The organism is Bradyrhizobium sp. URHD0069 (assembly GCF_000701345.1).
GTDB lineage: Bacteria > Pseudomonadota > Alphaproteobacteria > Rhizobiales > Xanthobacteraceae > Bradyrhizobium.
Window position 1 is genome coordinate 1 of record NZ_JNIJ01000058.1, and the last position, 22832, is coordinate 22832.

Annotated in this window: 22 protein-coding genes; 13 read left to right on the top strand and 9 right to left on the bottom strand. The window is 57.5% G+C overall.

Annotated elements, in window-relative coordinates; translation table 11 throughout:
* On the top strand, positions 1-293 hold a 293-nt coding region (locus N554_RS0127030; protein ID WP_036054250.1), incomplete at its 5' end, for an IS30 family transposase.
* 96 nt (positions 294-389) lie between these two features.
* On the opposite strand, the gene N554_RS0127035 is transcribed toward N554_RS0127030, so the two are convergent.
* The 4 genes from N554_RS0127035 to N554_RS43180 form a co-directional block, all read right to left on the bottom strand.
* Positions 390-803, bottom strand: coding sequence for an MAPEG family protein (locus tag N554_RS0127035; protein WP_029586362.1), 414 nt, complete (start codon positions 801-803; stop codon positions 390-392).
* Positions 804-848: 45 nt separating this feature from the next.
* Positions 849-1334 carry an SRPBCC family protein gene (locus N554_RS0127040; protein ID WP_029586363.1) on the bottom strand — a complete coding sequence of 162 codons (486 nt, stop codon included), beginning with the start codon at positions 1332-1334 and terminating at the stop codon, positions 849-851.
* Positions 1331-1648 (bottom strand): ArsR/SmtB family transcription factor, encoded by a 318-nt coding sequence (locus N554_RS0127045; RefSeq protein ID WP_029586364.1) that lies wholly within the window; start codon positions 1646-1648, stop codon positions 1331-1333. The genes N554_RS0127040 and N554_RS0127045 overlap by 4 nt, the downstream gene beginning before the upstream one ends.
* A 404-nt stretch (positions 1649-2052) precedes the next feature.
* Entirely contained in the window at positions 2053-2376 is a 324-nt protein-coding gene (locus tag N554_RS43180; RefSeq protein ID WP_029586365.1) for a glycosyltransferase 87 family protein, read from the bottom strand.
* 281 nt (positions 2377-2657) lie between these two features.
* Between N554_RS43180 and N554_RS0127065 the strand changes: the two genes are divergently transcribed.
* The 9 genes from N554_RS0127065 to N554_RS42765 all read left to right on the top strand — a co-directional run bounded on the left by N554_RS0127065 (position 2658) and on the right by N554_RS42765 (position 14750).
* A complete protein-coding gene (locus tag N554_RS0127065) occupies positions 2658-4277 on the top strand; it encodes an MBOAT family O-acyltransferase (RefSeq protein WP_197033763.1) in 1620 nt (539 codons plus the stop codon).
* Positions 4278-4392: 115 nt separating this feature from the next.
* Positions 4393-5310, top strand: a complete 918-nt coding sequence (locus N554_RS0127070) for a hypothetical protein (RefSeq protein WP_156042125.1) — start codon at positions 4393-4395, stop codon at positions 5308-5310.
* 238 nt (positions 5311-5548) lie between these two features.
* Entirely contained in the window at positions 5549-6094 is a 546-nt protein-coding gene (locus N554_RS0127075; protein WP_029586368.1) for a recombinase family protein, read from the top strand.
* 294 nt (positions 6095-6388) lie between these two features.
* Positions 6389-7930: a type I restriction-modification system subunit M gene (locus tag N554_RS0127080; RefSeq protein WP_245283724.1), complete on the top strand. Its 1542-nt coding sequence runs from the start codon at positions 6389-6391 to the stop codon at positions 7928-7930.
* Positions 7927-9426: a type I restriction-modification system subunit M gene (locus tag N554_RS0127085; protein WP_245283725.1), complete on the top strand. Its 1500-nt coding sequence runs from the start codon at positions 7927-7929 to the stop codon at positions 9424-9426. The genes N554_RS0127080 and N554_RS0127085 overlap by 4 nt, the downstream gene beginning before the upstream one ends.
* A complete protein-coding gene (locus N554_RS0127090) occupies positions 9419-10594 on the top strand; it encodes a restriction endonuclease subunit S (RefSeq protein WP_029586371.1) in 1176 nt (391 codons plus the stop codon). The genes N554_RS0127085 and N554_RS0127090 overlap by 8 nt, the downstream gene beginning before the upstream one ends.
* Entirely contained in the window at positions 10591-13557 is a 2967-nt protein-coding gene (locus tag N554_RS0127095) for a type I restriction endonuclease subunit R (protein WP_029586372.1), read from the top strand. Before N554_RS0127090 ends, N554_RS0127095 begins: the two co-directional genes overlap by 4 nt.
* 241 nt (positions 13558-13798) lie before the next feature.
* Positions 13799-14326: a hypothetical protein gene (locus N554_RS0127100; protein ID WP_029586373.1), complete on the top strand. Its 528-nt coding sequence runs from the start codon at positions 13799-13801 to the stop codon at positions 14324-14326.
* A 187-nt stretch (positions 14327-14513) separates the two neighbouring features.
* The gene (locus tag N554_RS42765) at positions 14514-14750 is read left to right on the top strand and encodes a helix-turn-helix domain-containing protein (RefSeq protein WP_081851432.1); all 237 of its coding nucleotides are present in this window, start codon (positions 14514-14516) and stop codon (positions 14748-14750) included.
* A gap of 52 nt (positions 14751-14802) precedes the next feature.
* On the opposite strand, the gene N554_RS0127110 is transcribed toward N554_RS42765, so the two are convergent.
* From N554_RS0127110 to N554_RS0127120, 3 genes are all read right to left on the bottom strand, one after another.
* A complete protein-coding gene (locus N554_RS0127110; protein ID WP_036054253.1) occupies positions 14803-16335 on the bottom strand; it encodes an ApeA N-terminal domain 1-containing protein in 1533 nt (510 codons plus the stop codon).
* Between the two features lie 51 nt (positions 16336-16386).
* Positions 16387-17046: a hypothetical protein gene (locus N554_RS0127115; protein WP_029586375.1), complete on the bottom strand. Its 660-nt coding sequence runs from the start codon at positions 17044-17046 to the stop codon at positions 16387-16389.
* 193 nt (positions 17047-17239) lie between these two features.
* On the bottom strand, positions 17240-17518 hold the full coding sequence (locus N554_RS0127120; protein ID WP_029586376.1) for a DUF5334 family protein: 279 nt from the start codon (positions 17516-17518) through the stop codon (positions 17240-17242).
* Between the two features lie 604 nt (positions 17519-18122).
* Between N554_RS0127120 and rocD the strand changes: the two genes are divergently transcribed.
* Positions 18123-19337 (top strand): ornithine--oxo-acid transaminase, encoded by a 1215-nt coding sequence (gene rocD, locus N554_RS0127125; protein WP_029586377.1) that lies wholly within the window; start codon positions 18123-18125, stop codon positions 19335-19337.
* A 212-nt stretch (positions 19338-19549) separates the two neighbouring features.
* Positions 19550-20146 carry a recombinase family protein gene (locus N554_RS0127130; protein ID WP_029586378.1) on the top strand — a complete coding sequence of 199 codons (597 nt, stop codon included), beginning with the start codon at positions 19550-19552 and terminating at the stop codon, positions 20144-20146.
* 109 nt (positions 20147-20255) lie between these two features.
* Here N554_RS0127130 and N554_RS0127135 read toward each other — a convergent pair whose 3' ends face one another.
* The gene (locus N554_RS0127135) at positions 20256-20579 is read right to left on the bottom strand and encodes a helix-turn-helix domain-containing protein (RefSeq protein WP_051677742.1); all 324 of its coding nucleotides are present in this window, start codon (positions 20577-20579) and stop codon (positions 20256-20258) included.
* A 273-nt stretch (positions 20580-20852) separates the two neighbouring features.
* Here N554_RS0127135 and N554_RS0127140 point away from each other — a divergent pair, with 273 nt between their 5' ends.
* Positions 20853-21113, top strand: a complete 261-nt coding sequence (locus tag N554_RS0127140; protein WP_029586380.1) for a hypothetical protein — start codon at positions 20853-20855, stop codon at positions 21111-21113.
* Between the two features lie 109 nt (positions 21114-21222).
* On the opposite strand, the gene N554_RS0127145 is transcribed toward N554_RS0127140, so the two are convergent.
* A partial coding sequence (locus tag N554_RS0127145) for a methanol/ethanol family PQQ-dependent dehydrogenase (RefSeq protein WP_029586381.1) occupies positions 21223-22832 on the bottom strand: 1610 nt, incomplete at its 5' end.

Sequence of the window (22832 nt, forward strand, 5' to 3'; positions counted from 1 at the left end):
ACCGGTCGCTGACCTGGGACAGAGGCAAAGAGCTTGCCGACCATCAGCGCCTGACATTGGCCACCGAGGTTGATGTCTATTTTTGTGACCCTCGGTCTCCCTGGCAGCGCGGCTCAAACGAAAACACCAACAGATTGCTGCGCCAGTATCTTCCGCGCGGCACCGATCTGTCCTTGCACAGCCAGGCCAAGCTCAGTGCCATCGCAAGGCAGCTCAATGAAAGGCCGAGAAAGACCTTGCTCTATCAGACGCCGGCTGAGAAGTTCGCAGAATGTGTTGCAGCGATCGGTTGAACTCGCCGTCACTATTTGCGAATTGCACAGATTACTCGCTTCGGGCCAAAAGCTGAAAACTGTCGCCGCGTCGTCAGGCGGCCCAGTGTTGATACCCTAGTGGATGGCTGCCACGGCGGTTACGGCAATGAGAATGATCGTTACGAGCGCACCTGAAACATAGAGAATGGTTCTGATGCTGCCGCCTTTGGCCGCTTTGCCGCCGCGCAAATAGACCGCAACGTGGATCAGACGAATTGCGACATAGAGCCATACGAGCGTTGCAAGCGTGACGGGTCTCACCCCCACCATCATAGCCAGTATTGCCGGGACGACAAAAGGTGGCAGCGCCTCCACCGCGTTCATGTGGACGCGATCGATCCGGTACAGCAGGTTGTCGTCATCCAACGGCAGGACAGGTCCGGAGAGTGCCCCGGCCCTGCCTTTGGACGATCCTGAATAGACCGCCAGCAAAATTGACAGGAAGCAAAGGACAAGCACCCCGACAATGCTAAGCGAGTAGGCTGCCATACGGACCTCCGCAATTACGATCACGTCGCATGGGTTACGCGAGTATCATGCCTCGCGGGCAATCCGCTCGGCGAACCGTTTCAGATAGAGCGGCCAACCCTGATCGCCTTCAACGCCTTCGCGCACGCCTTCCCAACCTTGGCCATGACGTTCGAGGTGACGGTGCTCAAGCTCCAACCGAGTCCGGCTTGGCGTCTCGGCGATGAACCGCACCTCCCATTCACTGGTCTTGTCGGGATCGGTTTCGATTTGCCAGCGCGGGCTGATGTCCCAGCTTAGAAGCACGCGATTCGGCGGCTCAAAAGCCAACACACGCGCCCAGCGGCATTCGCTGCCGTCGACACCCCGATCATAGACGTGACCGCCGACCCGAGGCTCGAACACGGTCTCTGCGATGGGGACGGAGAGCAGATTGTGCTCGGGTGGCTTGAAGCTGCCGAAGTCTTCCGTAAAGACCTTGAACGCACGCTCGATAGGCGCCTCAACCACGATAGATTGTTTGATGGGCGCGGCCGATACACGTATGCTCATTTCTGGTCCTCCACTGATTTTTCGACGGCCACTTTGTAAGCTGCCAGTGTGCTGCTCCAGAACCGGTCAAGCCAGGCACGCATCTGGCCGAGCCCCGCTGGATCGATGTGATAAATGTTGCTGGCCCCCTTTGGCTCGGCACGAACCAAACGAGATTCGCGCAGCACCTTCAGATGCTGGGAGACGGCTGACTGGGAGACAGTCAGTTCTCGGGTGAGTTCAACGACAGTGCGAGGCCGCGCGCCCAGCAGTTCGAATATTCGTCTGCGGGTCGAATCGCCCAGAGCGGCCAGTTGTACGCTGTCTTTAGCCATGGCCGGTCGACGCCCGGTGCCGGTCATGCTTACGGGACCTTTCACGACAACGGATTCTCATAAATATAATTAGCCATAACTAATGATTAGCGCAAACTAATGATTACGTCAAACGTGGTGGTATTTGGGTGAGACTTCAGCTACGGGTCAATCGCAACGGTTTGACCGTGCGCCGATCACTTCCGGTCTACCCCGAAAAGCAGACGTTTTCAGTGCCGGTCGGCATGTCTCAAAGGTGCCGATTTTGTTGCAAAAGTCCCAAAATGCCGAGCGACTAATTTTCCGCGAAAGGACGAAACAAGCTGCGATCGCCGATCGATGTAGCCTCAAACGTGCCGCCGAAGTCGCCTGTGAGTTCGTCGCAGGATGCAGTAGTCCCCCACATCAATATTCGATCGCCGCGCCTACAGCCCGGAAAATTTTTGATCGGTGGTGCAAAAAGACTTTTGCAACAAAATCTGCCAATAAGCGACGTCGCGTTCACCTAAGGAGACCGCGACACCCTCGGAGGCGCGCCAATGCCGCCCCGCCAACGCAACCGGGATCAGCAGCCCGAGCTGCGGCTTGTAGATCAGCAGTCCGAGCAATCCGCCGGCGAGCAGCGGCCGTCGCTCGAGCGGGCTCAAGCCGCCGCCGAACAGCGCCGCCGTCCAGGTGCTGTTCTGTCCGCCGACCGCGTTGATGAAAACCGCCCCACCGCCTGCTCGAAAACGATGCTTGGAAAACACGAGGTTGACGAACTATCAATAATCCGACGTTTCGATGAACTTCGCCCTGCTCAGGGGCCGATGCTGAAAGGCTCCGATAGCGCCATAGCCTTAAGGGTTAATTCGAAATTGCAATTGCCAGTCGCATTTTAAGTTTTAGCGTATCGTTGTCGTGCGGATTTTGCCGACGCCGCATCAACCCCGGCCATGTGTACCGCGCGATAAGGGACCGCCGCTCTGCCCAGGGCGACGCCGAAATAAGCAATGTGCGATGGAACCGGCGCCGTGCCGGCAGTTGCGGAATGAGCCGTCCGGCGATCGCCCGGGCGGCTTGTTCTATGCAGTGCGCGCCGCCTCCAAAGCAACGCCTTTGGTTTTTGAGAATCCTCAAGTTTGGCCCTCGGCGTGATGTGTACCCTTCCGTGAGGGAGCAATCCACTGTGCTGTTCAGCTCTTACCAGTTCATATTTGTCTTCCTGCCATTCGCACTCGCCGGGTATTTCGGACTGCGTCTTTTCGCTAGCAAGACTGTCACCCTGTTTTGGCTGATCTGCGCATCGCTGACCTTCTACGCCGTATGGGATCCATGGAATCTGCTCGTGCTGTTCAGCAGCATTGGTTTCAACTTCTCTTGTGGCACGTACCTGGCGGAGCGAGCCCGCGCCAAGAAACCGACAGGACTTCTGCTCGCCATCGGGATCGCATTCAATCTCGGCCTAATTGGCTACTTCAAGTATGCTGGCTTTTTCGCTGCCAATCTCAACGCGGTTTTTGGGACCAATGTTCCCGTTCCCGATCTCGTGCTCCCACTGGCCATTTCATTCTTCACATTTCAGGAGATCGCCTATCTGGTCGATTCTTCGCGGGGTGAGACGTACGGATACCGCTTTAAGGATTACCTGCTGATGGTGGTGTTCTTCCCGCATTTGATTGCGGGGCCGATCGTCAATCATCGAATCCTGATGCGGCAATTCATGAGCCCGGTGGCATTGAGAATCACGCCAGCAACCTTCGCGCTCGGGACGGGCCTGTTCGTATTCGGACTTGCAAAGAAAGTGCTTCTGGCGGACGGCATCGCGCCACAGGCTGATCTGGTCTTCAACGGAGTGGCGAACGGAGCATCGCCGAGCTTTGCCGACGCCTGGATAGGAGCACTGGCCTACACGTTACAGCTTTATTTCGACTTTTCCGGCTACTCCGACATGGCGATTGGACTGGGACTTCTATTCGGAATCCGCCTTCCGTTGAACTTCAACTCTCCATACCAGGCGACAAACATCATCGATTTCTGGCGGCGCTGGCACATGAGTCTCTCCGCCTTTCTTCGCGACTATCTGTATTTTTCCCTCGGAGGCAATCAGCGCGGGGAAGCGCGCCGATACGTAAACCTGGGTGTCACCATGCTCCTGGGCGGACTGTGGCACGGCGCCGGCTGGACGTTCGTCTGCTGGGGCGCGTTCCATGGCCTCGGGTTGGCGATTTGCCATTTGTGGATACGCCTCGTCGGCGGATCCAAACGCAGCGGCAAAAGTCGATGGGGACCGATGCTCGCTCGCGCTCTCACCATGATCTTCGTCATATTCGGATGGGTGATGTTTCGCGCGGACTCTCTGGGAAGCGCAGGCAAGATGATGGGTACGATGATCGGACTGAACGGATTCAATCTCAGCATCAATGCCGAGCGGCAACTGACGGGGCTGCTAATGCTGGCATCGATCGCGGCCATGATGGCGATCGCTCTGTTTGCTCCCAACTCACAACAATGGTTGGGCTACGATCCGCAGCGGCCGGTCGAGGAGGGACATTCCTGGAATGCTCGATTGACGGCGTATCCGCTGCATGGCGCTGCGTTGGGTTGCCTTTTCGTCTTCACTTTGACGCAGATGTCCGCCGTGCACTCGTTCCTCTACTTCCAGTTCTGACGATGAGCGAACGGTTTCTCGCGCCTACGCAGTTGCTCTGGATCGGGTCGGCAAAGAACTCCGTCCACATCGTCGTGCACGCGTCTATCTTGGGGCATTCATCGCGGGGGCAATCTTGTCGGTCGCTTTGTTCTATGCTGGGCTTGGCATCTTACGTGCAATGGATCGTCTGCCGCCGCCCCCGGTATCCGGCACGTGGTGCATCGACCGTCGTTTCGCTTGGCTGAGAGAAAACCCCAACTGGAAAAATGCAGGTCTTATCGCAGTAGGATCATCGGCGACCTTGCGGAACCTCGATTTCGGCGTCATTCCTCGCGAAGCGCAGCAGCGAGGCGTCGCCAACGCGGCCCCTTGTTTCCTCACCGTCAACCAGACTCGGTATCTGACTGAATTTCTCGTCCAGCGCGCGTCAAAGCTCGAGACGATAATGATGGTCCTGGCCCCCCGGGATTTCCAAGGCTGTTCGAGGAATCCGACAGCGTTTTTCGATCCCGATCTGGTCGATCGATTTATTGATGGAAAAGTGAACGAGGCGTGGCTTCGCTTCCGCAACTTTAGTCTCAAAGACGTCTTTTTCCATGCGATCTACGCCGACGAACGCCGGCCTGAGCTGCGATATGACGAGTTTGGATCTGGCCCGCTGACCACGGCGGTGCCGAACACCGGACATCCGTTCGCGCCTGAACCCAGCTGCTATCCTGAATTGACGCGCCTCGCCGCCTTGCTCGATTCGAAAGGCATTCAGTTCATTGCCGTGACATTTCCTGTCATGCAGGGGTGGGCCGAGCGTTATGACCAATCCGGGGCTACACAAGCACGTTTCAAATCCGCGGTAGAATCTGCTCTTGCCCCCACCAAGGCCATTTTGGTCGATGGCATGGCTGGTTGGCACGTGCCGGACTCAGCTTTCATGGATCCGGTTCACCTGCAGTGGCCTGAAACTGCGGCTTTCACCCGCTTTATTTGGAAGGAAGCTCGGCGACAGGGTGCAGATGATCTGCCGCCTATCAAGAGTGACTTAGCCGTTTACTAAGCCGGTGCTCTGCGCCGATGACGCTGATGCTGTTGAAAGGGCCAAGCGGCCATCTGGTTGGATGTCCGGTTGGGGTCAATCGCGTCGGTTAAGCGATGTCCGCGCAGAGTCTGTTCGCACCTCGACAACGGACATTGATCGGTCCGTGCAAAAATCATGATTTATGCACAAATCCGTTGACCTATATAAAATGCGGCTTTATGCTGTGCATATTATATGTGCGAAATGGAGGAGCCATATGGCGGTTTACGGTTACGCGCGCGTGAGCACCGACGGCCAATCCTTGTCCGCCCAATTGGCCGAGCTAAAAGCGGCAAAATGCGCGAAGATATTTCAGGAGAAAATCAGCGGCGCTCGCTCCGACCGCAAACAACTAGGTAGGCTGATGACAATTCTCGCGAAGGGCGACGTATTGGTTGTGACTCGGCTCGATCGTCTGGCGAGGTCTACCCGCGATCTCCTCAACCTGCTAGGTACGATTGCCGAAAAGGGTGCCGGATTCAAATCCCTCAAGGATACTTGGGCTGACACAACGACAGCGCACGGCCGTCTTATGCTGACCGTATTGGGTGGTCTGGCTGAGTTCGAGAGAGAACTTATCCGAACGCGGACCGGCGAGGGGCGCGAACGTGCGAAGGCAAGGGGGGTTATTCTTGGCCGAAAGCCTAAATTGACCAGTCATCAGCGCCGTGAGGCAATCGCTCGCCGTGAAGCGGGAGAGGTGCTTACAGATATTGCGCGGTCGTACAATGTTAGCCACAGTACGATCAGCCGGCTCGTCTGAGACTGAGGTCTCATACTTTCACTGGTCGGGTAACAATCCTACACCCATCGGCTAGCGCAGGAGGCACAGGCCGTGTCCGCTCACGCAGCGCGGCTTCAGGCGCGTACAGGACAAAAGCACAAACAAGCGATCCGATCACAACGAAACCGCCGCGGTGCCGGAAGTGGCCGCCCTGCTCAAGATCGATGAGAAGGCGGCCTACAAGCTCGTGGCCAAGGGGAGATCCCCGGTTTCAAGGTGGGAGGCTCGTGACGCTTTGACAAAGGCGAGATCGAGAAATGGATAGACGTGAAAATGAGTAAGCACGAGCTTCCGAAAGGCACTACCCCTCAAATGCCGGTGCCAGACCAGGACATCAAATCAGCGCTTTGGGATGCGGCAAATACGCTGCGAGGCTCCGCCGTCGATCGTACGGATTGGAAAGGGTACATCCTGCCGCTGCTCTTCTTCAAACGCATTTCGGACGTTTGGGATGAGGAAATGACCGAAGCCCAGGAAATCTATGGTGAGGCTGATCCCTCGCACTTTCCCGAAATCCATCGCTTCGTTATCCCGGAGGGTTGCCACTGGGACGATGTTCGCGCGGTTCCAGCCAATGTTGGGGCAGCGTTGCTGCGCGCAATGCAGGAGATTGAGCGCGCCAACCCCGATACGCTTTATCGCGTGTTCGGTACCGCCGACTGGGGGAACAAGGAAAAGTTCACCGATGAGCTGCTCAAGGATCTGATCGAGGGTTTCTCCGAAATCCGGCTTGGGAACAAATCAGTCAGCACGGACGTGCTCGGTGACGCTTACGAATATCTGGTTGGCAAATTTGCCGATGTCACGCGCCGCAATAAGGCCGGCGAATTTTACACCCCGCGCAGCGTGGTGCGGATGATGGTGGAGATCCTCGATCCCCAAGGAGGGGAGAGCATCTACGACCCCGCTTGCGGTACGGGTGGTATGTTGCTGGGCGCCATCGAACACGTCGTCCGCAAAGGTGGCGATCCCCGAACCTTCTATGGCAAGATATATGGCCAAGAGAAGAACCTGACCACCTCCGCCATCGCGCGCATGAACCTGGTGCTTCACGGCATTGAAGATTTTCAGATTGCCCGTGAAGACACGCTTAGAAATCCGGCGTTCACGGATGCCAGCACGGGAGGACTAGCGAGTTTTGACTGCGTGATCGCCAATCCACCGTTCTCCCTGAAGGAATGGGGCCGCGAGCTTTGGGAAGCCGACCCTTGGGCACGAGCACGCTATGGTATCCCGCCGGAAAGCTATGGCGATTATGCGTTTGTCCAGCACATGATCGCGTCGATGGCGCCAACCGGCAATAGCCGCATGGCAGTCGTTCTCCCGCAGGGCGCGCTGTTTCGAAAATCAGCAGAAGGCAGCATTCGCGAGGCCCTGCTGCAGAACGACTTGGTCGAAGCAGTGATCGGACTTGCGCCGAACCTGTTCTATGGCACGCAGCTGGCTGGCTGCGTGGTCGTATTGCGCCGGAAGAAACCGGCAGAGCGAAAAAATAAGGTGCTTATCATCGACGCCTCCAGCTTGTTCCGAAAAGGCCGCGCTCAGAACTTCCTTGATGCCGAGGACAGCGACCAGATCGTCGCCTGGTACCGCGCATTCGAGAATGTCGAGGACCGCACCAAAGTCGCAACGCGGGACGAGATCAAGAAAGAAGGCTGGACGCTGAACATCTCACGTTATGTCCTGCCGCCTATCGGGGCGGATATCCCGCCGCTGCCAGAGGCTGTCGATGCCTTCAAATCGGCGCTGGCCGATGCCCGCGCAGCCGAAGATCACCTACGCAAGGTTCTGTTCGAAGGGGGATGGTTACAATGATCACGCAACGCGAGCTTGAAAGCTATCTCTGGGGTGCGGCCACACTGCTTCGCGGGCTGATCGATGCCAGCGATTACAAGCAGTACATCTTTCCGCTTCTGTTCTTCAAACGTCTTTCGGATGTCTGGGACGAGGATTACCGGGAGGCGCTCGACGAAACCGGTGACGCGGGCTACGCCACTGATACCGCGAACGACCGCTTCAACATACCCCAAGGCGCGCATTGGGATGACGTACGCGAAGCGCCGCGCGACGTCGGGCGGGTGCTACTGTCGGCATTCCTTGCGATCGAGGCTGCCAACTTTGAACGTCTGCAGGGTGTGTTCGGCAATGCCAACTGGACCGACAAGGCGCAGATGCCTGACGGTACGCTCAAGAACCTGATCGAGCACTTCTCAAAACACGATCTCACGCTCTCGGCTGTCCCCGAGGATGAGTTGGGCAATGGCTATGAATACCTCATCAAGAAGTTTGCCGATGATAGTGGCCATACCGCGCAGGAGTTCTACACCAACCGCACGCTCGTTCACTTGATGGCGCAGATGCTGGAGCCGAAGCCGGGTGAGTCGATCTATGACCCGACCTGTGGCACCGGGGGAATGCTGATCTCGTGTCTCGCCGAGGTAAAACGGCGCGGGGGCGACATACGCACCACCGGCCTGTATGGGCAGGAGCTGATCACGATCACTGCAGCGATCGCCCGTATGAATCTCGTCATTCACGGCGTGTCGGATTTCCACATCGCGAGTGGCAACACGCTGGCCGACCCCGCCTTCGCGCAGGGCGACCTACTGCGCACCTTTGACGTGGTACTCGCCAACCCGCCCTATTCGATCAAGAAATGGAACCGAGGGCCGTGGGAGAAGGATGTCTGGGGCCGCAACTTCCTTGGCACCCCGCCGCAAGGGCGCGCGGACTACGCCTTCTTCCAGCACATCCTGAAAAGCATGGACCCGAAGACAGGGCGCTGCGCCGTGCTGTTCCCGCATGGGGTACTGTTCCGCAATGAAGAGGCCGAGATGCGGCGCAAGCTAGTCGAGGCTGATGTAGTGGAGTGCGTGCTGGGGCTTGGCCCCGGGCTCTTCTACAACTCGCCGATGGAGGCATGTGTCGTGATTTGCCGATCGCGTAAGAAATCGACGCGGCAGGGGCAGATCCTTTTTATTGATGCCGTGGCTGAGATCGCGCGCGAACGGGCGCAGAGTTTCCTCCGGCGCGACCATCAGGCGCGCATTCTCGGTGCCTATCAGGCGTTTCAGGAACAGCCCGGCTTTGCTGCGGTGGCGACCGTCTCGGATGTGCTGGCGGCCGACGGCAACCTATCGATCGCCCGCTATGTCAAACGGCCCAAGGCCGCCGCGACGGGCGGGGATGGCGCGACGTTGGCGGCGACGTGGGCGGCATTCGATGCCGATGGGCGGGAGTTTTGGACCGGGATGGATGCGCTGGTCGACATGCTCGATGGGCTGACGACCAGCGAGGTGGCCGATGCTTGAACGTCCAATCGGCAGCAAGGCGGGTTGGACCCGCGTTCGCTTTGACCAGATGGCGACGCAGGTGAATGAGCGCGTCGATGACCCGGCTGAAGCCGGGGTGGAGTTCTATGTTGGCCTCGAACATCTTGATCCGGACTCGCTGCGTATCCGCCGCTGGGGCGAACCTACGGACGTTGAATCTACGAAGCTGCGGTTCCAGCCAGGTGACATCATTTTCGGTAAGCGCCGTGTCTACCAGCGCAAGGTGGCCGTGGCGGATTTCGAAGGGATTTGTTCGGCGCACGCTATGGTGCTGCGCACAAAGCCCGATGTCGTTTTGCCAGACTTCCTGCCGTTTTTCATGCAGAGCGATCTGTTTATGGAAAGAGCCCTGAGCATTTCAGTGGGGTCACTGTCACCGACTATCAACTGGAAGACTCTCGCGGCTGAAGAATTCCTGCTGCCGCCGATTCAGGAGCAGGTGCGGTCGGTGGAAGTACTCCTTGCAGCACAGAACAATGTCGAGCGCCTGTTAGAACTCGTCGAAGCGATTAGAATCGCGCAACTTTCGGCTTTCGAGGAATTGCTGCGGCTAAAAGGGGCCCAAGTTAGGAAGCTTGGTAGTTTGCTGACCGCATCACCGAGTAATGGCTTTTCTCCTACAGCTGCATCCGAGCCAACTGGTCATTGGGTGCTCGCTCTCAGTGCGATCTCCCGTTGGGGCTACCGGGCCGGTCAGTTCAAACCCGTCCATTGCACTACAGACACAATTGCCGCCGTAATCAACAAAGGCGATCTCGTTATCTCGCGATCAAACACGCGCGATCTGGTTGGTCTCCCGATGGTGTTTCCCGAAAAGCGCGGCGACGTCTCATACCCCGACACCATGATGCGCATCAGCGTCGATCCGGAAGATGTGAGCACTGACTTCTTGGAACTCTGCCTGCGCTCACCGCAATGCAGAAGGCAGATACAGAGCTTTGCCGCGGGAACAAGCTCAAGCATGTTAAAGATCAACGGTGCAAATTTGCGGAAAGTTGATGTGCCCCTTGTCTCATTTGCTGAACAGAAATCCATTCTCAAAGACATGCAGAAGTTTTCCGAGACGCTCCAAGATGCGGAACGTCGGTTAATCGCTATGCGGGCGCTTCAAAGGCGTTTAGCGAATGGGGACGATAGCGGAAAATGACCTTCAACGAATCCAACACTGTCGAAGCCCATCTCCGCGACCTGCTCTGTGGCCCGGCCTCTGCGCGCGCAACGCAACTATCCCCCGGCTACGCCCGGCTCGGCGGGCGCGTATCCGGCCTCGGCTGGCATTTCATCGGCCCCGCCGATCTGCCCCGCCAGCCGCAAGAGGTACTGGTCGGATCCCAACTAAGCGATGCCCTGATCCGCTTGAACCCTGCCGTGGCCGCGAGCCCGTCCCGCGTCGAGGACGTGCTCTACCGCCTGCGAGCCATTATCATGAGCGCCCGCTCCGACGGCCTCGTGAAAGCGAACGAGGAATTCGCAGCGTGGCTGCTGGGCGAGCGTTCGATGCCTTTTGGCCAGAACGGCGAACATGTCACCATCTGCCTCGTCGATTTCGATAGGATCGAAAATAATTCCTTTGTCGTCACGCAGCAGTTCACCATCCGCGCCGGCAAAACAGAAAAACGCGCCGACCTGGTCCTGCTGATCAATGGTATTCCGCTTGTTGTGATTGAGGCGAAGACCCCGGTACGGGCTAGCCAAAGCTGGCTCGACGCCGCATTGCAGGTGCATGACGACTACGAGCGGAATGTACCTGAGCTGTTCGTTCCGAACGTATTTTCTGTAGCGACGGAGGGCAAGGAGTACCGCTACGGCTCAGTCCGGATGCCGGTCGATCTGTGGGGACCTTGGCGGACGGATGAGGATGGCCCGCAGTCACTAAGTGAGGTGGAAAAGGCTGTTCGCTCGATGTTGCGCCCGGCTTCGGTGCTCGACATGCTCGACAACTTCACTGCGTTCGCGACGCATAAAGGTAAGCAACGGATAAAAATAATCGCCCGCTATCAGCAGGTCGATGGTGTGAACAAAATCGTGGAGCGGGTGGTGGCAGGCCAACCCCGCAAGGGTCTGATCTGGCATTTTCAGGGGTCGGGTAAATCGCTGTTGATGTTGTTCGCGGCCCGCAAGCTCCGCCTGCACCCCGCGTTGCGCAATCCCACGGTGCTAGTGGTTGTGGACCGGATCGACCTCGACAGTCAGGTTTCTGGTACCTTCTATGCCGCCGACACGCCCAATATGGTGCGCACCGAGAGTCGCAAGGAGCTGGCTGATCTTCTAAGTAAGGATGCGCGCAAGGTTGTCATCACGACGATCCACAAATTTGCCGAGGCCGACGGCAGTCTGAATGACCGCGATAACATCATCGTCATGGTGGATGAAGCTCACCGCACGCAGGAGGGCGATCTTGGACGGAAAATGCGGGCTGCACTGCCGAATGCATTTCTGTTCGGCCTAACAGGCACTCCAATCAACCGCGCCGATAAGAACACCTTCTACGCCTTCGGCGCCGAGGAGGACCAAGGCGGTTACATGAGCCGCTATGGGTTGAATGAATCAATCCGGGATGGGGCTACGAAGGAACTGCATTTCGAGCCCCGATTGGTGGACCTGCACATCGATCAGCAGGCAATCGAAGAGGCCTATGCCGAACTGACCGCGGGACTCACAGACGAGGACCGCGACAGGCTCGGCCTCGCCGCCGCCAAGATGGCGATCCTCGTAAAGGCGCCGGCACGCATTCATGCAATCTGTGCCGATATCGCCAAACACTATCAGGCAAAGGTCGTTCCGAACGGGTTCGGCGCGCAGGTTGTGACTTTCGACCGTGAAAGCTGCCTGCTTTACAAGCAAGAGCTTGACCGGCATCTGCCACCGGAGGTATCCGACATCGTAATATCGGTGAATAGCGGCGAGGAAGAGTACGCCGACTATCGTCGCGACCGGGATGCCGAAGAGAAACTTCTTGACCGCTTCCGCGACGCGAAGGACCCGCTTAAGATCATCATCGTAACATCCAAGCTACTAACCGGCTTCGATGCGCCGATCCTGCAGACAATGTATCTCGACAAACCTCTGCGTGATCATACGCTTCTGCAGGCTATTTGTCGTACAAATCGGCCCTATGGCGAACAGAAAACCCACGGCCTGATTGTCGACTATCTCGGAATCTTTGATGACGTCGCGCAGGCGCTTAAATTCGACGAAGAGGGGGTGCGGAAGGCGGTCTCCAATATTGCCGAGCTGATGGCAATGCTGCCAAACGCCTTGCAGAAATGCCTCGCCTATTTTGCTGGCGTTGACCGAGCGGTTCTGGGTTACGAAGGGCTTATCGCGGCGCAGGAGTGTCTTCCCAACAACGAGATGCGTGATGCGTTCGCCGCCGAGTTCAGCATTCTGGGTCGCATCTGGGAAGCGTTGTCGCCCGATCCGGTGCTGACCCAATATGAGAGGGACTATCGCTGGCTGTCGCAGGTCTACGAGTCTCTCAAACCGTCTACAGGAACCGGGCGGCTGCTTTGGCACCAACTTGGGCCTAAGACCATCGAGCTGATCCATGAGAATGTACACGTCGACGCCGTACGTGATGATCTCGACACGTTGGTTCTGGACGCAGAGCTTCTGGAAGCGGTTCTGGGGAATCCTGATCCCGACAAGAAGGCCAAGGAGATATCAATCAAGCTCGCGGGACGCCTGCGCAAACACACTGGCAACCCGAAGTTCAAGGCTTTGAGTGAGCGTCTGGAGGACTTGAAAAATCGCCACCAGCAGGGGCTGCTGCTCAGTATCGATTTTCTGAAGGAACTCCTCGCGCTTGCCAGGGATGTCGTCAAGACCGAGCGTGAAACACCCGTCGAGGAAGACATCGATCGCGGGAAAGCCGCGCTTACTGAGCTATTCGAGGAGGCAAAGAACGGTGACACCCCAATCATGGTCCATCGTGTCGTTGACGACATCGATGAGATCGTGCGGGCCGTAAGGTTCGACGGCTGGCAAGCAACTCACGCAGGCGAGCGGGAGGTTAAAAAGGCGCTGCGGCAGACACTTTTCAAGTTTAAGCTGCACCAAGACGCGGAGCTTTTCGAACGAGCGTACGGCTATATTCGCGAATATTACTAGCTATAGAGTCACAGTTGCGAATCCTAATTGGTGCTATAATTCTAACCTTGCGAGGCTGTTTAATCGGCTGCCTTCACGCAGAAGATTTTGTTTATATGCCCAATGGTGTCGGGATTTCATCCCGCTGGCGGGCTGGAAGGCGGCGAGAGTAAAAGTCCAATCTCTCCCCACAGAAAAGCCAATGGCATGTTGTCGGCGGTGCCCATTCCAGCATTGCACGCCGCGCTATCGCCGGGTATCGATGCACGCGGCAAAGACCGACAAGACAATGCCGGTCGTTCTAAGCCCTAATCCAAAAACCAAAACCAACAGCGAGATTCTAGGAATGTCGAAGGAAAGTGCTTTCACCAAGGCCCTTGTGCTCATTGACTGGGAATTTGATGCTCCCATTCCCGTGCTGCGTTGCCCAATCACGGGTAAGGTGATCGCTTCGGGTTACGACCCAGCCACTGGCGAAATGGCCGAAGGATACGGGGAACCCAAATGGCAGGAGGTCCCCACCGTGCTTTTCCACTACATTCCAGAGGTCGGAGAATTTGATTACATTAAACCGGAGCTGCAGGCAAAGGTTGATAGTAAACGAAAGGAGCTCGGAGAGGATGCGGAAGAGCTCGATGATTTCGAAATCCTTGAGGAGCATGTCGAATCACTGGGAGACGTCCCCCTTGTGTTTTGCCTGATGACATCAGGTATGGCGTGCGGACCGGTTAGCTCCTCAATCTATGTTGGACTAGATCTGGCCGCTGCCTACAGAGACGGTTCAATGTGACAAGGAAGGTAGGGAAACGGGAAAACCAGCAGACCGACCGGAGGGGTGTCGCCATTCCGGAGCATATGGGCCCGGCGCGGTACGTCCTGAACTTGAAACACCATGGGCGCCTTTCAAAGAAGGGCGCACATGAACCATCTGGGCGCATATGGAGTGATCGGAGGGTGCGGGATGACCGCGCCCCGACATCCACCTTCACGGTTTATACCGCTACTTTGAGAGCAGCGCGGGTACTGACGGGACTGTCGGACTCTCTCAGGCCGAAGTGGCAGAGGCGGGGGGAGTGTCTATTCCGACGTTGAAACGGGCAGAGGCCGGCGGGCCAATCAAAGTCGCTGAGGACACGGTCGCCGCCATTGCTAAGGCCCCGGAGAAGGCTGGCGTCGAGTTCATCGCTACGGTGGCGGGGCAGGGGGGCGGATGAAGAAGCGTGGAAAGCGACTACAATCCAATTAGACTAGAGGTCGCCACAGACTTCATAGTTTGGTGCGGATGGCTTTTAGTTCTTTAAGATTAGCAGCGTAGCTAACTCGATAACCGCCAAATGGGTGAGACATTCCCGTGGGCGCCTTAATCCAAGCGTGGATATCCCATCCAGATTCAATGAAATCTGAGGCCGCGAATACAAATTCAAGTGTGTCAGTGAAAAAAGAAACTAATCCGAAATTTTTGCTGTAATCAAAGCGCGGACTGCTTCCATGAACATAGAAATTTCGGCAATTCACGGCCTCGTCGGTTACGGTGAACAGCTCCGGGAAGCGGTTGCCCACAGCATCAGTAAGAAGCCCCGCTCTGTGTCGGATTTTCTGCTTTAGGCTGCTTTTGCCAATGCGTCCAAGTGCCCCTAAAATGCTGTCGCGCTCGGGGCTGTTTGACAACTTAGAAAAAATTTCTTGGCATTTCACTTTTGCGTCGCGCAGGTCTGTCGTCATCGCCACATCCGGCGGCACAGCTTCAGCGGGAAGGATGTCAAACATGTTGGCCGCTCCAATCAATCTGTCTTGCGGATAGGAAGATTGGTGTGCGAATGAAGTTGAAAACCTTTGCCGGGCCTCCCGCCAGGCGTCGTCTCGGCTAATCCAGTTCGTTAGCAGTGAAACGAATGATTGCGTTTGATTCACGGCGTCTATAAGCAAATCGCCAGGATGCGGCTCTCTCTTTTCGTGAGCTGATTTGCGCTTGGGTGGGAAGCTCCAATGGACTTGCAAATGCGTCGATTGTTGATCGTCTTCTACTCGCACCCATGATTCGACAAGGGTTTGCTTGCGACCCGCCACTATTTCCAGAAATCGTAGAACTACAGAGGTATGATCAATGGCGGTCTTGAAGGCGACCCCCTCGCGGTAATCTATTGTCACGACTATCTTGTCTTTAAGGCGGACGCCAGAACCGCCGATGTTATAAGTCGGACTGTGAGAGGCTGATATCTTGCCGATAGCTGTCTGGGCTGAAAATATCTCGGTCTTGCCGGTAAAATACTGGATTACCGGGTGGGGGCCCGTTTCGATGACGCGCTTGGGTCTGCTTGGGGAAAGGGCGTCTATTGCCTCGGATTGGGTTTGCGTGATTTGATCGATTAAGGGACGCGCATCAATCATCGTTCCGAAAGCGTCGAAGTCATAGAACAATGTACTCGCGTCATCTACGACAAGCGCGATCTGAACGATGGTCTTGTCTGCCGGGGAAACATGTTGTTGGCCATGGATGACATAGTGGGGAAAAATCGTGGCAAACAGGTAACGCTCTGCATCACGGCCGGCGGATCCGCTTTTCAGCGCAAGACAGCCGAACAACGAGACTTTCGTTAAATCGTGCAGAACTCCCTTGATGCATTGTTCTGGGATATTGCTCCACGCGAAATGCGCCGCATAGGATGATTTCTCAGGGGATGTTGAGTCGCGAACGTACAGAGAAGTCTTTGACCCATCGACGGTCAGATCGCCCTGGACATTTCGACCCGGCGAGACCGTGAATGTCCCCGACTGTTTCCAATGACGGCGCTTTGCCATAGCAAGTTCCCGGTTCGATGCGCGGGGAGCTGAGATTAAAAAGCGTAGGGGTTAGGTACTCATCGGCACGAAATATTGCCCCCTCAACGAAGGAAGATCGGGATCGTTTGTGTGGTGAAGGGTGGCCTTATCCGGCAAAAGAAAGAAGCGGCTATACACCTGGTCCTTATCGTTGATAATTTCCAACCGCAAATTTGAAATTCGCCATCTATACTCATTCCCGTTTCTGCCCTCTCCAACCTCACCATCGTCGTTGAATTTTACGGGCTTCGACTTGTTAGTCAGCGGATTGTAGACGAAGCGATACCGGTTAGACCGAAGAGCCGCACGAATTGCCGCTTCGGTATCGCGCGCGATCTTCTCATTTGCCACTCTAAAACGCTCATCGGGCGGCGCGGTCTTTGTCGGCGCGGGAGAAGAGGGCTCGGGCAGTGTGAGCGAAACGGCGGGTTCGGGAAGCGCAGCGATTGGTGATGGCGCAGCAATCGTGGGCTTCGAAGCCGCGGCAATCGCCTCATCCTTCATTTTTATTTGATCATCGCGGTGACGTACGCGCTCGGACAGTGTGTCGATGCGGCCTTGGTGTCGGAGCCGACTGAGGACATACCCAATGCCGCCAAACAAGACCGCAATCGTCAAAAAAGGAATTGGGTTCGCGTTCCAAGCACCGAGGCTATCCTTGATAAGCTCGGCAATCCAACCCGATCCCATGAATTTCTCCAAAACAAACCGTCGTCAACGAATACGCGCGCACGTGGCTACGGGGTCGGTGCAGGAAGTGCCATCAATCGAAGATGAGCAGCTGGTGACGCGCTGTGAACGTTGCCCGGACGTCTGCGCTCATCATAGCAGACTACGGATAAGCCGAGCCTTATGCTTCTAAAGGAGGAAGTATCGGCGAGGTCTAATTGTCGTCCATCTCAAGCGTTGTACTTTCGCCGGAAGCAGAGTCTGTTGCTTCTATCTCAACGGTGCTACCTGAGCGACGAATACTGTCAACGTCGTATTCCTTGTAGCCTTCGATGCTATCGTAAACCTCGATCGTTCGCCCGGATCGGACAAGCTGTCCGCGTTCGATCTCGACGCTTGAGCCGGTCGTTGTGTTGGTGCCGTCCCAGGCAACTGCGAGGTCGTAGCCTCCCAGCACAACAACCGCAGCAATTAGTGCTTTCCGCACAATCATCTCGAAGATGCCCCTTTTTGGTGCTTACCCGGTGCTTACCCGAGCTAAGTTCGAAAACGCCATAGAAACAGTAAGCGGTTGTGCCCTTCCTTGATTTAATTGGCGCACCCGACACGATTCGAACGTGTGACCTTTGCCTTCGGAGAGCAACGCTCTGTCCAGGTGCGTGCCGCTTCCTTTAGCTGATTCGGCGGGGGCGGCTACGGGGAGAGGGGTCTTTCTTGGACACAAAAGACTCTTTCAGCCAAAATCACATGTCCCAAATTTGCCGACTGGCTGGTGAGGGGCGAGGCCGAAGCGCCAGCCAGTTGGTACGCCATCACTGACCGCCGGAGGGCGAGCCCAAAAAGCCGGGCCCGGTCAGGTCGGTGGCACCTGAAGATGCCAATCGATGTATTTTCAATATATTATCTCGATAGTTGGCGGAAGGAGGGTCCGCCAGGTTGTTTCTGTCCAGCGCGATAGGTAGTGCCGTTTAGCGTCACCCAATGCGTCCGCAAGCAAAATGCCTGTGGCAACTTGATGATGATCATCGGGCATTCGCAGGCTGGAAAATGGCGATAGCCCATTGTCTGCCAGTTCGCTCCAACTGGAGTGACGAAACATGGATCCATCGGTCACTGATTTCATCGCGAGGGAAGCGCGCTTTGGCGCCCGGAACTACGAACCGCTCGGCGTCGTTCTGTCGCGCGGCGAGGGCGTCTTTGTTTGGGATACGCAGGGCCATCGCTACCTCGATTGCCTCTCCGCCTATTCCGCGGTGAATCAGGGCCACTGCCATCCGAAGATCTTGGCCGCGATGGTGGAGCAGGCGGGCCGGCTGACGCTGACGTCGCGCGCCTTTCACAACGACCAGCTGGCCCTCTTCTACGAAGAAATCGCGGCGCTGACCGGCTCCCACAAAGTGCTGCCGATGAACAGCGGCGCCGAAGCGGTGGAGAGTGCGATCAAGTCGGTGCGCAAATGGGGCTATGAGGTGAAGGGGGTTCCGGACGGGCAGGCCGAGATCATCGTCTGCGCCGATAATTTTCACGGCCGCACCCTTGGCATCATCGGCTTCAGCACCGACCCGGCGGCACGTGACCATTTCGGACCGTTCGCGGCGGGCTTCAAGATCATCGCCTTCGGCGATGCCACGGCGCTGAAAAAGGCAATCACGCCCAACACGGTCGCCTTTTTGGTCGAACCGATCCAGGGAGAAGCGGGCGTCCTCATCCCACCGTCAGGTTACTTTACAGTAGTGCGCGAACTCTGCACTGCGCACGACGTGATGCTGATTCTGGACGAGATCCAGACCGGGCTCGGCCGCACCGGCAAGCTGCTCGCGGAACAGCACGAGGGCATCGAGGCGGATGTCACGCTGCTCGGCAAGGCGTTGTCCGGCGGCTTTTACCCAGTGTCGGCCGTGCTTTCGAACAACGCGGTGCTCGGCACCCTGAAACCTGGCCAGCACGGTTCGACCTTCGGCGGCAATCCGCTGGCCTGTGCGGTGGCTCGGGCCGCGCTGCGCGTGCTGGTCGAGGAAGGGATGATCGAGAACGCAGCCGCCCAGGGCACCCGCTTTCTCGATGGCCTGAGCAGCATCCGCAGCAACACGATCCGGGAAGTGCGCGGACGCGGGCTGATGCTGGCCGTCGAACTTCACCCGGAAGCAGGCGGTGCACGTCGCTACTGTCAGGCCCTGCAGGCCCGAGGCATCCTCGCCAAGGACACACATGGGCACACGATTCGCATCGCCCCGCCGCTAGTTATCTCTAGCGATCAGGTCGACTGGGCGCTGGAACAGATCACCGCCGCTTTGAGGCAGGATTTCTCGTGACCACTGGCCAGCGCCGCCGACTGCCGTCGTTCTGTTAGTCCCAATACACGCCCGCATGCCTCATCTTCCGGGTATACCGAAAACCCATTTTAAAACTCGCGTGCGGATGCACGCGCTCGCTGAGCTATTTTCCTTCCCCTGAGCCATACGTAAATCATTTGATTTCGGTATGATCGTGCGTTATGGTGTAGTTGCCGGGCCGGGAGATCTCTATGAAGCGCGTCGCAATCTACATTCGGGTCAGCACCTCGAAGCAGGACACCGACAATCAGCGCCGAGAGTTGGAAGCGGTCGCGAATCGATCCGGTTGGAAGGTCGTAAAGGTCTACGAGGATGCTGGCGTCAGCGGCGCAAAGGGCAGGGATCAACGTCCTGGACTTGACGCCATGATGAAAGCGGTGAACGCGAAAGAGTTCGACATGGTCGCATCTTGGTCAGTGGATCGGCTCGGCCGATCGCTTACCGACCTGCTCAGCATTCTCCAGGGCCTTCATGACAAGGGCGTAGGGCTGTTCCTTCACCAGCAAGGACTCGATACTTCGACGACCGCGGGCAAGGCGATGTTTCAAATGCTTGGCGTATTCGCAGAGTTCGAGCGTGGAATCATTCGGGAACGGGTCAACGCAGGTCTCGCCCGCGCAAAGGCGAATGGCACGAAGTTGGGCCGCCGGCGGGTCAAGCCCTCGGTCGAGGCGCGAATACTGGAGTTGAGGGCGAATGGTGACGGCATCCTCAAGATCGGTAGGAAGCTTGGCATCGGCACCAGCGTTGTCCAGCGAGTTTTCAAGCAAGATCCGTGGCCCGCCTGATCGGAATCCGCGGTATCCCTTCGCTGCACATCGTGCAAGCCCGAGTGGAGCGATGCCGCAGCTTAAGGAGGGATTAGGCGCGTACGGCATCACTTGCTAGGGGCGGATCTCACGCCGTCGGATCGCGCTCGAACATCGACGCCAGCGAGACATTCAGGACTTTGCAGACGTCGAAGAGGCGCGCCGCGCTGACGCGGTTTTTCCCGCTTTCGTACTTCTGAATTTGCTGGAACGAGACGCCCAATTGTTCGCTTAGCAGCTCTTGGCTCATGCTGAGCGCGAGCCTTTGCTCGCGCATTCGCGCGCCGATGTACTTGTCGACGGCGTTCGCGGTTCTGGGCGAGACCTTTTTCGGCTTTGCTCTTTTCACAGCCTTATTCACCAGCCACCAATTGGAAATAGAAATTGCCTTGAAGGGCAGCGCCGCGTGCAACCTCTAAATGTATCGGAGCTTTCCCGCCGGCACTAGTACCGACGTATTGGCGCTTCAATGAGCAGGCAGCCCGGCGCCCCATAGTCGCCAAGCGGGGTTCGACGCCCAGCGGCGTTGGCGAGCCGGGCGTAGCGCCCTTTGCGCCGGCGCTGATCAACGCGATCTTCGCCGCGACCGGCAAGCGTATTCGGCCGATCGGCAAGCAATTGGAGGCGTAAGGCGGAACGCTAGATCGTACAGACCGTTTCATTGATCTGAACAGGAGACGGATCAATGAAACCCAACCCAACGGCGCTCGCGGTGTCGCTATTGTCGGGCGCCCTTCTTTTGAACGCACAGGCGGCGAGCGCGCAGACGAACCCGCCGCCTGCCACCGCCACACGGCCGGCAAACAATCCTGCCGAGCAAAGCTCCATGCCCAGCAATCCTCCGCCGGCCACGACTACCCAGATCACCGGCGAAGCCAGCCGCGATCCGACGGTGAAGAAGATGAACGAGGACGAAAAAGCGAAGGTCGAGACCAAGGGCAAATAGTCCTCGCCCTTGCGCCCTTCTGCACGTGAACCGGCTTGCGCTTCGCGCGTAAACAGAAGCGGCGGACCTTTCAGCCCGCCGATTCTCGCCTCGAGGCTTCGCCGCGCCGCTATTTGAGGGCGAACACCCAGACCACGCCGCCTTGGGGGACGTTGTTCTCGATACCAGCAGTTTTGCTGGTCGCGAGCGCGTCCTGAATGCGCTGGGCATCCACGCCCCAGCCCGACTGCACGGAGATATACTGGGTACCATCCACCTCGTAGGCGACCGGCATGCCCATGATGCCGGAGTTGGTCTTTTGCTCCCAAAGGACTTTGCCCGTCTTGGCATCAAAGATCCGGAACATCCGATCATTGGTACCGCCGACCAGGATGAGGTCACCCGCAGTGGCGGTCACCGAACCGAACAGATGCGATTTCGGGAAATTGTGCGACCACACCTTCTTGCCGGTCGAAGGATCCCACGCCTGCAGCTCGCCGAAATGAGTGGCGCCCGGGCGCACCGTCAGGCCGATATCTTCGGGCTTGGTACCGAGCCAGAGTTGGCCCGGCACCAGCGCCACCTTCTCGCCGGTAAAACCACCACAGAAGTTCTCGTTGGCGGGCACGTAGACCAGCTTGGTTTTCGGGTTCCAGGCCGCGGACAGCCAATCCTTGCCGCCCCACAGGGACGGACAGAATTCGACCCGCTTGCCCATGACCGGTTTGTGCGCGGGATCGACGACGGGCTTGCCGGTCTCCTGGTCGATGCCCTTCCAGACATCCGTATAAACGTAGGGCCACCCGGCGACGTAGTTGATGCGGTCCGGCTTCGCCTCCAGAATCCACATGATCGCGTTCCGTCCGGGATGAATGAGGCCCTTGAACGGGCGTCCTCCCCTTTCCAGGTTGACCAGGATCGGCGCATCCACCTCATCCCAATCCCAGGAATCGTTTTGATGATACTGGAAGTGCGTCTTGATCTTGCCGGTGCTGGGATCGAGGGCGAGCACGGAGCTGGTGTACAGATTGTCGCCAGGGTGAGTGTCGCCTGGCCATGGTGCTGCGTTGCCAACACCCCAGTAGACGGTCTTGGTTTCGATGTCGTAATTGCCGGTCATCCAGGCTGAACCACCGCCCGTTTTCCAGTCGTCGCCGGTCCAGGTCTCGTGGCCCGGCTCACCTGGGCCGGGAATGGTGAAGGTCCGCCACAGCTCTTTCCCGTCATTGGCATCGAACGCGACGATGTAGCCGCGAACGCCGAACTCGCCGCCGGAACCGCCGACGATGACCTTGCCGTCGACCACCAGCGGCATCAGGGTCAAATACTGACCTTTCTTGTAATCCTGGACCTTGGTGTCCCAGAGAACCTTGCCGGTCCTGGCATCAAGTGCGACGAGATGATCGTCGGTCGTGGCAAGATAGAGCTTGTCCTGCCACAACCCGACGCCGCGGTTGGTCGGATGCAATTGAAAGAGGTCGTCAGGAAGCTGCCGCTTGTACCGCCAGTACTCATCGCCGGTCTTGGCGTCGAGGGCTATCACCTGTCCCATCGGGGTCGTGATGAACATCACGCCGTTATTGACGATCGGCGGAGCTTCGTGGCCTTCGATGACGCCGGTGGAGAAGGTCCATACCGGCGTCAGGTCCTTGACATTCGAGGTGTTGATCTGGTCGAGGGGGCTGTAGCCTTGGCCGTCATAGGTCCGTCGGTACAGCATCCAATTGCCGGGTTCGGGAT

Bases quoted from the DNA above. Each gene is read 5' to 3' on its own strand.
- N554_RS0127100 (WP_029586373.1), top strand. From the start codon at position 13,799: ATGCACGCGGCAAAGACCGACAAGACAATGCCGGTCGTTCTAAGCCCT.
- N554_RS0127085 (WP_245283725.1), top strand. From the start codon at position 7,927: ATGATCACGCAACGCGAGCTTGAAAGCTATCTCTGGGGTGCGGCCACA.
- N554_RS0127035 (WP_029586362.1), bottom strand. From the start codon at position 803: ATGGCAGCCTACTCGCTTAGCATTGTCGGGGTGCTTGTCCTTTGCTTC.
- N554_RS0127090 (WP_029586371.1), top strand. From the start codon at position 9,419: ATGCTTGAACGTCCAATCGGCAGCAAGGCGGGTTGGACCCGCGTTCGC.
- N554_RS0127065 (WP_197033763.1), top strand. From the start codon at position 2,658: ATGAGCCGTCCGGCGATCGCCCGGGCGGCTTGTTCTATGCAGTGCGCG.
- N554_RS0127110 (WP_036054253.1), bottom strand. From the start codon at position 16,335: ATGGCAAAGCGCCGTCATTGGAAACAGTCGGGGACATTCACGGTCTCG.
- N554_RS0127045 (WP_029586364.1), bottom strand. From the start codon at position 1,648: ATGGCTAAAGACAGCGTACAACTGGCCGCTCTGGGCGATTCGACCCGC.
- N554_RS0127095 (WP_029586372.1), top strand. From the start codon at position 10,591: ATGACCTTCAACGAATCCAACACTGTCGAAGCCCATCTCCGCGACCTG.
- N554_RS0127140 (WP_029586380.1), top strand. From the start codon at position 20,853: ATGAAACCCAACCCAACGGCGCTCGCGGTGTCGCTATTGTCGGGCGCC.
- N554_RS0127040 (WP_029586363.1), bottom strand. From the start codon at position 1,334: ATGAGCATACGTGTATCGGCCGCGCCCATCAAACAATCTATCGTGGTT.
- rocD (WP_029586377.1), top strand. From the start codon at position 18,123: ATGGATCCATCGGTCACTGATTTCATCGCGAGGGAAGCGCGCTTTGGC.
- N554_RS0127075 (WP_029586368.1), top strand. From the start codon at position 5,549: ATGGCGGTTTACGGTTACGCGCGCGTGAGCACCGACGGCCAATCCTTG.
- N554_RS0127120 (WP_029586376.1), bottom strand. From the start codon at position 17,518: ATGATTGTGCGGAAAGCACTAATTGCTGCGGTTGTTGTGCTGGGAGGC.
- N554_RS0127130 (WP_029586378.1), top strand. From the start codon at position 19,550: ATGAAGCGCGTCGCAATCTACATTCGGGTCAGCACCTCGAAGCAGGAC.
- N554_RS0127080 (WP_245283724.1), top strand. From the start codon at position 6,389: ATGAGTAAGCACGAGCTTCCGAAAGGCACTACCCCTCAAATGCCGGTG.
- N554_RS0127115 (WP_029586375.1), bottom strand. From the start codon at position 17,046: ATGGGATCGGGTTGGATTGCCGAGCTTATCAAGGATAGCCTCGGTGCT.